At 65.4% G+C, this 13,979-nt stretch carries 5 protein-coding genes; 4 read left to right on the forward strand and 1 reads right to left on the reverse strand.

What is annotated here, in order from left to right; translation table 11 throughout:
• Nucleotides 1–99: 99 nt before the first annotated feature.
• Complete coding sequence (locus tag AC4PR2_RS16260; RefSeq protein WP_492175284.1) at nucleotides 100–2,289, reverse strand: TonB-dependent siderophore receptor; 2,190 nt, start codon at nucleotides 2,287–2,289, stop codon at nucleotides 100–102.
• 200 nt (nucleotides 2,290–2,489) lie between these two features.
• On the opposite strand from AC4PR2_RS16260, the gene fes reads away from it, so the two are divergent.
• From fes to entS, 4 genes are read left to right on the forward strand one after another with little or no spacing between them, the layout of a single operon-like run.
• Nucleotides 2,490–3,797 (forward strand): enterochelin esterase, encoded by a 1,308-nt coding sequence (gene fes, locus AC4PR2_RS16265; protein WP_337046689.1) that lies wholly within the window; start codon nucleotides 2,490–2,492, stop codon nucleotides 3,795–3,797.
• Nucleotides 3,798–3,827: 30 nt separating this feature from the next.
• Nucleotides 3,828–4,073 (forward strand): MbtH family protein, encoded by a 246-nt coding sequence (locus AC4PR2_RS16270; RefSeq protein WP_492175285.1) that lies wholly within the window; start codon nucleotides 3,828–3,830, stop codon nucleotides 4,071–4,073.
• Between the two features lie 51 nt (nucleotides 4,074–4,124).
• Nucleotides 4,125–12,635, forward strand: a complete 8,511-nt coding sequence (locus AC4PR2_RS16275) for an amino acid adenylation domain-containing protein (RefSeq protein WP_492175286.1) — start codon at nucleotides 4,125–4,127, stop codon at nucleotides 12,633–12,635.
• A 60-nt stretch (nucleotides 12,636–12,695) separates the two neighbouring features.
• Entirely contained in the window at nucleotides 12,696–13,979 is a 1,284-nt protein-coding gene (gene entS / locus AC4PR2_RS16280; protein ID WP_060439923.1) for an enterobactin transporter EntS, read from the forward strand.

The raw sequence follows: 13,979 nt of genomic DNA on the forward strand, positions 1-13,979 counted from the left end.
ATTACCCGCGGGCAGTAAAAAAGAAGCCGCAACGTTATACGTTGCGGCTTCCTCAAAAGCTTAACTGACAAGCATTACGGCGCTGGCCGCCCATTTTTGTTACCAGCGGTAGTTGACCGAAGCGATGATGCTTCGGCCGCTGCCGTAGAAGCAGGCGTACTCGCCGCTGCAGGATGAAACGTATTTCTTGTCCGTCAGGTTCTGTACGTTGAGCTGAAGCGCTGCACCGCGCAGCGCCGACGAAGCCTGGCCGAGGTCATATTTCACCATGGCGTCGTACAGCGTGTAGTGCGGCACATCGTACTGGCCGATGGCGTCGGCCGGCGCATCGCCGATGTAACGCACGCCGCTGCCGACGGTCAGGCCGTTCAGCGCGCCGCTCAGGAAGCTGTAGCTGCCCCAGGCGGACGCCGCGTGGCGCGGGATGCCCGCCGGGCTGTGGCCGATTTCGTCCGCCGAGTTGGAGTCTTTGGTCACTACGTCGGTGTAGGTATAGGCGGCGGTCAGCTTGATCTCCGGCGTCGGCTGAGCGTGCACTTCCGCCTCAATCCCTTTGGATTTCACCTTACCAATCTGCTCGTAGGCGGAGGTGAGGCGGTTATAGGACGCTACATTGCGCTGGGTAATGTCGAACCAGGAGAGGGTCAGCAGGGTGTTGCCGCCCGGGATCTGGTACTTCACGCCCACCTCGGTTTGTTTGCCGGTGGTCGGTTTGAGCGGATCGGCGCCCGGCGCGCTCGGGTACAGGTTAGGATCGAACGAGGTGCTGTAGCTGACATACGGTGAAATGCCGTTGTCGAAGGCGTAAAGCAGGCCCGCGCGGCCGGTAAACTGGGCATCGTTGTAGGTCTGCTCTTTACCGCCGCTGGTGCGATCGCGGGTGTTGACCTGTGACCAGTCCTGACGGCCGGACAGCAGCAGGTTCCAGTTATTCCACTCCAGCTGGTCCTGCAGATACACCCCGACCTGATTCAGCGTCTTCAAGTCGCTGGAAGCCAGCGCCAGCGTGCTGCCATCGATGCTGGGGCGAACCGGGTTGGCCCAGTCGATCGGGTAGTCGTTGCCGCGATCGCGATACATCTTCGAATCGATATGGCTGTAGCGGTAATCCAGCCCGCCCAGCACCGTGTGCTTCACCTCGCCGGTGTCGAACAACCCCTTAAGCTGGTTATCCACGCCAAACTCGTTGGTCATCTGCGTTTCATGCTGCGCCATGCGGGTGACGGTGTGGTCGTTGACCTTCGAGTTTACGTTATAAACCAGATATTTATAGTCTTCATCGCGGTGGGTGAAGCGCAGGTTCTGGGTGAACGACAGCGCATCGCTGAAGTTATGCTCGAGGCTGTAGCCGATCGACGCCTGCTCGCGCCGCGACTTGTTGAAGCTGGGTTCGCTGATGTTGAAGTCGTAGGGCACATAGCCCGCGCTGGTCGGGAACAGCGTGCCGGCGCGCGGCAGGAAGTTGCGCGATCCGGCTTTCGGATCGTTCTGGTAGCTGGTCAGCAGCGTAAAGCTGGTGTCTTCGTTCGGCAGCCAGGTGAAGGCCGGCGCGATGGCCACCCGTTGCTGCTTGCTGTCTTTGACAAACTCATGTTCGGTTCTGGCGATGCCGTTCAGGCGGTAGAACAGGGTATTGTCGTCGTTGAGCTTGCCGCCGAAATCGAACGCCGTTTCCGCCAGATGGCGGTTGCCGGTGCTGAATTTGACTTCGTGAATGCTTTGGGCGGTGGGGCGCTTGCTGGTCATCACCACCACGCCGCCGGGGCTGACCTGGCCGTACAACACGCCGGCCGGGCCGTGCACCATCTCCACGCGCTCCAGCAGCCAGGGATCGATCTGCCCGGCGCCGCCGTTTTGGCTCGAAAGGCCAAAGTGCAGGCCGTCGAGCAGCTTGGGCGCATAGCGGAAGCCGCGGCTGATCACTTCGTCATTGCGGTTGGAGTTGCCGCGGTAGGTGGTGATTACCCCGCTGGTGTAGTTCAGCGCGTCGGCGACCGACGCCGGCTCCTGGTCGTTCATCTGCTCGCGCGTGACCACCGAGATGGACTGCGGCGTTTTACGCAGAGAGGCGGCGGTCTTGGTGCCGGCGGCGCTCTCTTTGGCGACGATCCCCTTGACCGGGGCGGTCACGCTGTTTTGCGCGTCGGCGGTCACCAGAATCGTCTCGTCCGCGGCGGCGGACGCGTGTGGCGCGAAGGGCAGTAAGGCCAGCGCCGATCCCAGCAATAAACGCTTGGCGGACATCGCCTCTGCGTTCGCGTTTTCTATCCCTTTGTTTTTAATCTTCATTATCTCTCCTGCATACCTGCGTTGTGTGTCATGCCACCCTGATAAACCCCGAAATTCCGACAAGCGCTCTTCACCCGTCGACGCGGAAACGCCGTGTGTGCACGACGGTAAAAATCCGACAAATAGTATTGAAAACGATAATGAGTATCAATACGATTGTCAGGTTTTGTAAAAATCACTCATGTTATGTAAGGGGCGCTATGGAGTTTTTGCCGGAAAAGAGGCCAGAAAGCGGTCATGAGGGATTGGCGGCGCAGTGGCTGCGTGAAGAGGCGGCAGGGCAGCCCGCGTGGTGGCAGAAGGTCGCCTCACAAGGCATGCCCATCGTCGAGCCGCACGATGACAGCCACGTCAAAATGACCTGGCTGTGGCGCGATCCCGCCGGCGATGAACGGCACTCGCCGATATGCCGCGTTTACGCCGATATCAACGGCATTACCGATCATCACAGCACGTCTCCCAGCAGCCTGACCCGGCTCCCCGGCACCGACGTTTGGTACGGCGCCGCCGTTATCGATCGCCGCTGGCGTGGCAGCTACAGCCTGATCCCCATTACCGACCGGGACCTTCCCCCCGTCTTCAGCGGCGACGAAACGTTGCGCGATCGCCAGCAGCGCGCCTGGTGGGTATCGCTGTTCCCGCTGGCGATCGCCGATCCGCTGAATCGCCTTTCGCTGGGGCCTTCGCATCGCCCGCGCCCGGTTTCCCTGGCGCAAGGGCCGGATGCCGACGACCAAAGCGCCTGGCAGGCCGCCGATCGGCCATTGGACGAGGCGCGGCTACAGCTTTTTCAGTGGCGCAGCGAACGTCTGGATAACCAGCGGCGCGTTTGGCTGTATGCCAGCGGCGACGCGGCGGTGAAAGCGAACCGCCCGTTGGTGCTATTGCTCGATGGCCAAAACTGGATCGAAAGGCACGCGCTGTTGCCGGTGATCGAGCATGAAACCGCAAAAGGGCGGCTGCCGCCTGCGTGCTGGCTGCTGATCGATGCGATCGACGGTGAACACCGGGAAAACGAGCTGCCCTGCAACGCCGCCTTCTGGCAGGCAATCATCGAAGAGCTGCTGCCGCAGGCGCAGAAGCGCGAAGCGTTCAGCGAGGAAGGGGCGCGCACCGTCGTCGCCGGCCAAAGCTACGGCGGGCTGGCGGCGTTATATGCCGGTGTGCACTGGCCGGAACGCTTCGGCCGCGTGCTGAGCCAGTCCGGCTCCTTCTGGTGGCCCACGGTGCAATTCGTTACCCAGTTCGAAAAACGCCACGAACTGGAGGAAGGCTGGCTGATACGCCAGGTTCGGCAACGCGACGCGGCGGCGCCCACGCTCACCGTGATTCAGCAAGCCGGCGATCGGGAGGCGGACATCGAATTCGTTAATCGCCAGATGCACCAGGCGCTGACGGCGGCGGGGCACCGCGCCGAATACCGCGTGTTTTCCGGCGGGCACGATGCGCTCTGCTGGCGCGGCGGCCTGGTGGACGGCGTGCGCCAGCTGCTTTCCGCGATGGAATAACCCACACATTTTGACAGACAGGTAATGCAAATGACTCAGGAACAACAAAACCCGTTCGATGACGAAAGCCTCCGTTTCACCGTTTTGGTCAACGCGCAGCAGCAGTATTCGCTGTGGCCGCAGTTTGCCGAGACGCCGCAGGGGTGGCGCGTGCTGATGGGGCCGGCGTCGCGCGGCGAATGCATCGACTACATCGAAACGCACTGGCAGGACATGCGGCCGGCGGCGCTGAAAGCGGCGGATGCGGCGCTGAAAGCGGCGGATGCGGCGCGTTAAGCGCCAGGCAGCCACATCGATACATTCCGTTTGAGGAAAAGGACAGACACCATGTCAGAAACGCTTTCTTTGCCGGATACTCAGGTCGAGTATCGGGAGTATCCGCTGGTTGCAGCGCAACCGGGGATCTGGATCGCCGACCAAATCGCGCTGCGCCGCAACGGCTTCGCCGTGGCGCACTACACCGAACTGCACGGCGCTATCGATCGTTCGTCGTTGGAGCGCGCCATCCGTCAAGGGCTGGCCGAAGCGGATACGGTTCAGGCGCGATTCTTTGAGGCGCAGGACGGCCAGCCGGTGCAGCGTTTGCCGCTGATAGCCGACCCCGCACGCGTGCAGGCGCCGGAGTGGCTCGATTTCAGCGCACGGCCGGACGCCGAACAGGCGGCGCTGGCGCTGATGAACGACGAGCTGGCGCAGGATCTGCCGGCAGACGGCGAGCGGCCGCTTTATCGCCATATGGTGATCCGCGTCAGCGCCGATCGCTGGTTCTGGTACCAGCGCTTTCATCATCTGACCCTGGACGGCTTCAGCTTCGAAGCCATCACCCGCCGGATCGCCGATCTCTATCGCGCGCTGCGCCACGGGCTGGCGCCGGCGGCCTCGCCGTTTACCCCGTTCGGCAAGGTGGTGGAAGAGTTTCAGCAATGGCAAACGTCGCCCGCACGTGAGCGGGCGGCCGAATTCTGGCGCCAGCATCTGCGCGATTTGCCGTCGCCGCTGTCGTTATCGACGGAAAACCGGGAGGTTGAACCGGGCGCCCAGCCGCTCAAACAGGCGCTGGTACTGCCTGAATCGCTGTTTGACGAAGCGCGGCGCGATGATGCGCTGCAGTCGCTGCAACCGGCCGATATCGTCACGGCGGCGCTGGCGATGTATCTGGCGCGCATGAGCGGCGAAACCCGCTTCTCAATCGGTTTTCCTTTCATGCGCCGGATGGGGTCGCAGGCGCTGGCGGCGGTCGGCCCGGTGGTCAACGTGCTGCCGCTGCTGCTTAACGTGACGCCGGATCTGTCGCTGGCGGACGTCTGCCAGGCCACCGTGGCGGAGATCAAGCAGGCGCGCCGCCATCAACGCTATGAGGCGGAGCAGATCAAACGCGATCTCGGCCTGGTCGGCGGCCATCAGGAACTCTACGGGCCGGTGGTCAACGTCAAGGTCTACCACGGCGCCTTGTCGTTCGACGGTCAGGCGGCCGTCACCCATACGCTGGCGATGGGGCCGGTCGACGATCTGGAGTTTGAGATCGGTTTTCGAAGCGGCGTGCTGACGCTGTCTTTGGTCGCCAACCCGGCCAAATACTCGCCGCGCACCTTGCATCATCACGCGGAGCGCATCGGCCATTGGCTGCAGCAGCTGGCGCGGCAGCCGCATCAACCGCACGGTCAACTGGCGTTGATCGGCGAAGGGGAACTCAGACAACTCGCGGCCTGGGGGCGCGGCGCAGAGCTGGCGCCGCCGGCGGGCATGGTCTCGATCATGGATGCATTCCAGCGCCAGGTTGAGCGCCAGCCCGAGGCGTTGGCGGTGGCCTGCGGCGACGTGCGCCTCAGCTACCGGCAGCTCTCCGAACGGGTGATGCAGCTGGGGCGAGTGCTGATCGAAAGCGGCATCGGCGCCGAAGACGTGGTCGCCATCGGCATTCCGCGCTCGGTGGACACGCTGGTCGCGCTGTTCGGCGTGCTGGCCAGCGGCGCGGCCTATATGCCGCTCGATCTGGACTATCCGCGTGAACGTTTGGCGCTGATGTGCGACGACGCGCGGCCGGTGATGTTGCTGACCCACCGCGCCACGCGGGCCAACATGCCGGATCTGCCGCAGGTATTGTGCCTGGACGACGCCCCGTGCCTGGCGCGCTGCGCGGCCGCCGAGAGCACGCCGATAACGGATGCAGAGCGGCGCGTGCCGCTGAGCGAGGCGCATCTCGCCTACATGATTTACACCTCCGGCTCGACCGGCAAACCCAAGGGCGTCATGTCCACCCACCGCGGGCTGCTGAACCTGTTCCTGTCGCACCAGGCCTCTCTGTTCGGCCCGGCGATCGAAAAATTCCAGGCTCGCCACGCGCGCCGCTTGCGCGCCGGCCATACCGCCTCGTTTTCTTTCGACTCATCCTGGGAACCGCTGTTCTGCATGATGATGGGCAGCGAACTGGTTATCTTCGATGAGGAGCTGCGCCGCGACCCCTGGGCGCTGCTGGAACAAACCCAACAGACGCCGATCGATCTGCTGGACATCACGCCGTCGTTCTTCTCGCAACTGGTGGACTGCGGCCTGCTGAAGGGGCAGTTCCCGCTGCCGTCGTTCGTGATGATCGGCGGCGAGGCGGCGACGCCGACGCTGTGGAACCTGATGCAGCAGCATCCGGAGGTGGAGATCCACAACTATTATGGCCCGTCCGAATACACCGTCGATACCCTCGGCGCGCCGGTGACGGCCGCAGACCAGCCGGTGATCGGCCGTCCCCTCGCCAATACCTCAGTTTGGCTGCTCGACAGCCGCCTGCAGCCGGTGCCGATCGGCGCGGCGGGCGAGCTGTACATTTCCGGCAAAGGCATTGCACGCGGTTACCTGCGGCGTCCGGATCTGACGGCGGCGCGCTTTGTCGCCAACCCGTTCGCCGAAGGCGAGGTGATGTACCGCAGCGGCGATCTGATGCGCTGGAGCGCGGAGGGTCAGCTGGTGTTCATTGGCCGGACCGATCACCAAATCAAGGTGCGCGGCTTCCGCGTCGAGCTGGGGGAGGTGGAAAGCGCCTTGGCCGCCTTGCCGGACGTGGGGCGTGCGGTGGTGATCGCCGAGCCGATCGGCGCCACCTATCGCCTGATCGGCTACTGCTCGGTACAGGATGACGCGCGCCGCGCCTCGCCAACGTTGCAAAGCGAGCTGCTGGGGCAATTGGCGCAGCGTCTGCCGGATTATATGGTGCCGGCGATCCTGGTGGTGATGCCGGAGCTGCCGCTCAACGTCAACGGCAAGATTGACCGCCAGGCGCTGCCCAAACCGCAGGAGACGCTGGCGCAAAGCATTCGCGAACCGGCCACCGAGCAGGAAAGGCTGATTTGCCGCGCGATGGCCAACTTATTGGGGATGGAGCGCGTCGGCGCCGACGACGATTTCTTTGCGCTCGGCGGCGACAGCATCTCGGCGATGGGGCTGGGCACCGCCCTGCGGCGCAACGGTTATCTGCTGCGGCCGCGCGAGATCTTCGCGCTGCACACCCCCGCGCGCATGGCGCAGGCGATGCAGCCGCTGGCCGTAGACTCTCAGGCCTCACGCAGCGTGCAGCAAGGCCCGATCGACGGGCTGCCAATCCTGCACTGGTTCGCCGAGACGGGCGATATGCATCGCCGCTTCGCGCACGGCGTTTTCCTGCGCGTGCCTGCCGAGCTGCAACCGGAACAGCTGCGTGATGCGTTGGATCAGCTGCGCGCGGCGCACCCGGCGCTGGGCGCCAGGATCCGCGATGGCCGGTTGGTGGTTGAAGAAGCCGCTACCGCTGAGTTCATGCAGGTTCAGGCCGTATCCGGCGAACTGGAGCCGGCGGCGGAACAGGCTTTCGACGCCGCACTCGAGCATCTCGATCCGGCGGCCGGCGCCATGATGCAGGCGATCCTGTTGCAGCGCGACGGGCAGAGCCTGGGGCTGGTGCTGGCGATCCACCACCTGGTGGTCGACGGCGTTTCCTGGCGCATCCTGCTCGAGGAGCTGCGGCAAGTGGCCGACAGCGCCATGCAGGGGCGGCCGATCACGCTGCCGCCGGAAGAAACCTCGCTCTATGAGTGGTCCGCGCGTTTACGCGCCGACGTGGAACGCCGGGAAGCCGAGCTGCCGTTCTGGCGGCAAATGCTGGCGGACGGCGTGCCGCGTTTGGGCCGGCGCGCTCTGGAACCGCAGACCGATCGCATCGCCTCGGTGAGCGAGCGGCGCACGCTGCTCGACAGCCGGTTGACCGCCGCGCTGCTCGGCACCTTGCCGCAGGATTATCGCGCCCAGGTTGAAGAGATCATGCTGTGCGCGCTGGCTCAGGCCTGCCGCCGCCGTTTCCAGGCCGCTTCGCTGCGTTTCTCTCTGGAGTCGCACGGCCGCGCCGAACTGGACGACGGCCTCGATCTGGCCCGCACCGTCGGCTGGCTGACGGCGGAGTATCCGCTGCGCATCGAACTGCATGACGCCGAGCACAATGAGGCCGTGCGCACGGTGAAACGGGCGACGCGAGCGGTGGCCGATCGCGGCGTCGGTTACGGCCAACTGCGTTATCTGCATCCGCAGCGTGACGATCTGGCGGCGCTGGCGCAGCGTAACGCCCCGGAGATTATATTCAACTACCTCGGGCGTTTCAGCCAGGATGAGGGGCACTGGACGCCGCAGCGCAGCCAAACCCGCTTCCGCGACGCCTTCGCCGTGGCGCAGGATGCGCAGCAGGCGCTGTCGTATGGCCTAGAGGTGAATATCTTTGTCGAAGAGCGGCGCGACGGCGCGTGCCTGGCGATCAACTGGAGCTGGCTGGAGGGGATTTTCAGCGAGAGCGACATTACGCAGCTGCACAGCGGCATCGAGCAAGCGGTGCGTTCACTGTGCGAATTTGCCGAACGGCATCCCGAACGCGCGGCGGCAACGTTGGTGGCGGCCGAGATCGCCCAGCCGGGCGCCGATGATGAGGCGGTGAGCGCCTGGGAGCGGGAGTGCGGGCCGTTAGCCGCGGCGCTGCCGCTGTTGCCGCTGCAACACGGCCTGCTGTTCCATGCGCAGACGGCGCAGCAGGGCGGCAGCTATAACTCGCTGACGCGCCTGAGCCTCTGCGGCGAACTGGACGCGCATCAACTTCAGCAGGCGCTGGATGCGGTGATCCGCCGCCATCCGCAATTGGCCGCCCGATTCAACCGCGAGGGCGAGCCGCTGCAGCTGATACCGCAGCAAAGCCATTGGCCGCTGGACAGCCACGCGCTGCCGCCGCTAACGGAAGAACAAGAAGCGCAGGCACTGCACCGGCTGGAGCAGCAGGAACTGCAGCGCGATCTGTTCAACCAGCCCGGCGCGATGCTGCACGCGCTGTGGGTCAAACACGGCGATAGCGAACGCTACACGCTGTTCCTTAACGCGCACCACCTGATCGTCGACGGCTGGTCGACGCCGGTGGTGCTCAACGATCTGATGCTTGCCCTGCGTGAAGGCGAGCAGGCGTTACCGCCGCTGCGTTCGAACTATGCCGATATCGTGCGCCGCCTGACCGCGCGGGATGCCGAAGCCTCGCGCCGCCTGTGGCGCGAGACGCTGCAGGACGTGCGCCCGACGTTGCTGTTCGGTGAAACGCAGGACGAACGCGTGCATGAGCTGGAAATGACGCTGCCGCCGGCCGAGGAAAGGCGCTTGCTGACCCTGTGCCGCGAACGCGGGTTGACGCTCAATACCGTAATGCAGGGCATTTGGGCGCTGCAGCTGGCCAGCTGTTGCGGCCAGCAGGACGTGGTGTTCGGCTCGCCGGTTTCCGGCCGTTTTGGCCAGATAGAAGGGATCGAGGAACACGTCGGCCTGTTCAGCAACACGCTGCCGGTGCGGGTTCGTCTGCAGCACGATCGTTCGTTGACGGAGCAGTTGACCGACCTGCAGCACCGGCAGATTGAACTGCTGGAGCACGATGATTTGGGGTTGGGGGAAATTCAGCACCTGGCCGGGGCGGGCACGCTGTTCGATACGCTGTTGGTGGTGGAGAACTACCCGGACAACGACGCTCTGCTGGGCGGCACAGGATCGCTGCGCTGCGATGCCATCCGCAACAAAGGCTATACCCACTATCCGCTGACGCTGCTGGTGCTGCCGGGCGAACGTCTGCGCCTGCTGATGGAGTACCGCGCCTCGGTGCCGCAGCCTGAGCGCTTCGCCGCGCGGCTGATGGCGCTGCTGCAACAGTGGATCGCCCAGCCGGATCTGCCGCTGCCGCGCTGGCAGTTGCAAACCCCGCAGGAGCAGGCGCTGATCGCGGCGGTTAACCGCACCGGGCAGGCGGTGGCGGACACCACCTTGCATCAGGCGATCGCCGATCAAGCGCGGCGCACGCCGGAACGCATCGCGCTGCAGGATGCCGGGCACAGTCTCAGCTACCGTGACATGCAGCGCCAGGCCGCGCTGCTGGCCGAGCGGCTGACGGCGGCCGGCATTCAGCCGGGGGATATCGTCGCGGTGGCGTTGCCACGCTCCGTGCGCCTCAGCCTGGCGCTGACGGCGATTGTGCAGACCGGCGCCGCCTGGTTGCCGCTGGACACCGGCTACCCGGACGAACGGCTGGCCTACATGGTGGAGGACGCCAAACCGCGGCTGATTATCACCGAAAACGCGTTGGACGCCCGCTTCGCCGCGCTGGCGCCGACGCTGCTGTTCGATGCGCTGGACGAGAGCGGGCGTGAACCGGCGCCGCGCCAACCGGCGGGGAACGGCGATTATCCCGCCTACGTGCTGTATACCTCCGGCTCTACCGGGCGGCCGAAAGGCGTGGTGGTGAACCACCGGGCGATCGTCAACCGCCTGTTCTGGATGCAGCACGAGTATGCGCTCGATGCGCAGGACGTGGTATTGCAGAAAACGCCGTGCAGCTTCGACGTTTCCGTCTGGGAATTCTTCTGGCCGCTGATGGTCGGCGCACGCCTGGTGATGGCGCCGCCGGAGGCGCACCGCGATCCGCAGGCGCTGACGACATTGATCGACAACTATGGCGTGACCACGCTGCATTTCGTTCCGTCCATGTTGGCTATCTGGGTGGAGGCGCTGAACGAACGGGCGCCACAGCGCGCCGCCGCCAGCCTGAAACGCGTGTTCTGCAGCGGCGAAGCGCTGTCGTGTGAACTGGCTTCCCGCTACCAGGCGTTGGTTACCGCGCCGCTGCACAACCTGTACGGCCCGACGGAGGCGGCGGTCGATGTCACCTACCAACCGGCGTCCGGCGCGGCATTGGCGGCGGTGAACGGCGCCGGCGTGCCGATCGGCAAACCGGTCTGGAACACCCAGCTGAGCATTCTCGACGCCATGCTGCGGCCGGTGCCCGTCGGCTGCGCCGGCGATCTCTACCTGCGCGGCATTCAGCTGGCCGATGGCTATCTGCATCGGCCGGGGTTGACGGCGCAGCGGTTTGTCGCCGATCCCGCCGGCAACGGCGCGCGCATGTATCGCACCGGCGATATCGCCCGCTGGCTGGAAGACGGCAGCGTCGAGTATTTGGGGCGCAGCGACGATCAGCTGAAGATTCGCGGCCAGCGCATCGAGCTGGGCGAAATCGAGCAGGCGCTGCTGGCACAGCCGGGGGTAGCGCAAGCGGCAGTGCACGCCATCGAGCTGGGCGAGGGCGCGACGGGGCTTGGCGGCGCCGATATGCGCCAGCTGGTCGCCTGGCTGATCGCCCAACCGGGCGTGACGCTGGATACCGCCGAGCTGCATCAGGCGCTGGAGCAGCGTTTGCCGGCGCACATGATGCCGGTCAGCTATGTCATGACCGACCGCTTCCCGCTCAGCGCCAGCGGCAAGCTGGATCGCAAGGCGTTGCCACGGCCGCAGCTGGCCCTGCAAGCCGGGCGTGCGCCGCAGGGCGACAGCGAACGCCTGCTGGCGGCGCTGTTCGGGGAACTGCTGGGGCGCGAGACGGTGTATGCCGACGACGACTTCTTCGCGCTGGGCGGCCATTCGCTGCTGGCGATGCGTCTGGCGGCGGAGCTGCGTCGGCGCGTCCCGCGGCCATTGAGCGTCGGGCAGATCATGTTCGCCCGCAGCCTGGAGAAGATGGCGCACCTGCTCGATGACGCGCAGGCAGCCAACTCGGCCGAGAGCCGCGGCGTCGGCGAATGCCTGCAGCTGCGGGCCGGCCAAGGCCCGGCGCTGTTCTGCCTGCATCCGGCTTCCGGTTTCGCCTGGCAGTACTCGGGGCTGAGCCGTTATCTGCCGGGGAGCTACCCCATCATCGGGCTGCAGTCGCCAAGACCGGATGGCGCCATCGCCACCTGCGAGGATATCGAGCAGATGGTCGATCGTCATCTCGCTAATCTGCGCCGCCTGCAGCCACAGGGGCCTTACTACCTGCTGGGCTATTCGCTCGGCGGCACGCTGGCGCATTCGATGGCCGCGCGCCTGCAGCAGCAGGGCGAAGAGGTGGCGTTCCTTGGGATGCTGGATACCTATCCGCCGGAAGGCCAGGATTGGACCGGCCCCAGCGAAGAGGAGGCGCAGAAAGAGGTGGCGCAGGAGCAGGCCGAGTTTATGGCGGAAGATCATGGCGATCCGGCGCTGATGGCGGAGAAGGCGGCGATGTTCGACAGCATCGTCGCCAACTACCGCGACGCGGTGCGCATTCTGTCCCAGGCGCGCAGCCGGCGTTTCCACGGCACGGCAACGCTGTTTGTCGCCGACCAGACGCTGCCGCCGGAGATGGATATCGACGCCGTGTGGGCGCCGTATCTGGATGGGCTGATCTGCCATCACCAGCGCTGCGAACACGCGGACATTCTGTCGCCGGCTTCGCTGGAGACGCTCGGCCCACTATTGCACCAGCTGCTGACGCGGCAATACGGGTTGGTATAACGCAACCGGGCCGGGGGGCGTGCGTCCCGGCCCGTACTAAAACATGATATGCAGGACACTATGGCCAGACCTTCTTTTTTTCTTGATTTCAGCTTGCTGAGAAGCAATGCGCATTTCCGCGCGATTTTCTGCGCCCGCATGCTGTCGGTGTTTTCCCTCGGCATGTTGGCGGTGGGGGTGCCGATCCAGATCCAGGCGATGACCGGCTCCACGTTGCAGGTGGGCGTGGCGGTGGCGCTGGACGGGGTGGGCATGTTTATCGGCCTGATGCTGGGCGGCGTGCTCGCCGATCGCTACGATCGCCGCAAGCTGATCCTGTTTGCGCGCGGCACCTGCGGGCTGGGCTTTGTCGCCCTGAGTCTGAACGCCTTCGCCCCGGCGCCGTCGCTGTGGGCGCTTTACCTGCTGGCGGCCTGGGACGGGTTCTTCGGCGCGCTGGGCATGACGGCGCTAATGGCGGTGATCCCGCTGCTGGTCGGGCGCGAAAACCTGGCGGCGGCGGGGGCCTTGAGTATGGTGACGGTGCGCATCGGCGCGATCCTGGCGCCGGCGCTGGGCGGGATCATCATCGTGTTCGGCGGCGTGGGGCTGGCGTTCGCCGTGGCCGCCGCCGGGACGCTGGGCACCCTGATCCCGCTGGTGCGCCTGCCGACGCTGTTGCCGCAGCAGCAGGAGCCGGAACACCCGCTGCGCGCGCTCGCCAGCGGCTTCCAGTTTGTCTGGCGCAATAAGGTGGTGGGGTCGGTGGTGCTGCTGGGAATGCTGATGAGCATCGTCGGCGCCGTCAGGGTGCTGTTCCCGGCGCTGGCGCAGGACGCTTACCACGTCGGGGCGTCCTCTATCGGCCTGATGTATTCCGCGGTGCCGCTCGGCGCGATGCTGGGCGCGCTGACCAGCGGCTGGGTGGGGCGATACGCTCGTCCCGGCGTGCTGATCCTGGTCGCCGCCATCGTCGCGTTTACCGCTATCGCTTCGCTGGGGCTGTTCAGCCACCTGGCGCCGGCGCTGCTGGCGCTGGTGTGCTACGGCTACGCCAACGCCATCGCCTCGCTCCTGCAATTCATGCTGATCCAGAGCAACACGCCGGATCATCTGCTGGGGCGGGTGAACAGCCTCGGCACCGCGCAGGACGTAACCGGCGATTCGATCGGCGCGCTGGGACTCGGCGTACTGGGCAGGGTGTTTACTCCATTGATGAGCGTGCTGTCGTTTGGCGCATTCGCCGCCGTGCTCGGCGTGCTGGTGGCCTTCAGCGTGCGCACGCTGCGCCAGTGCCGGCCGGCGGACGCGTTGGTCGAGCACGATGAGCCCGCTGCGGCAACCTCAGCGGCGGCAGACAACTAA

It is taken from the genome of Serratia sp. A07, assembly GCF_058725505.1.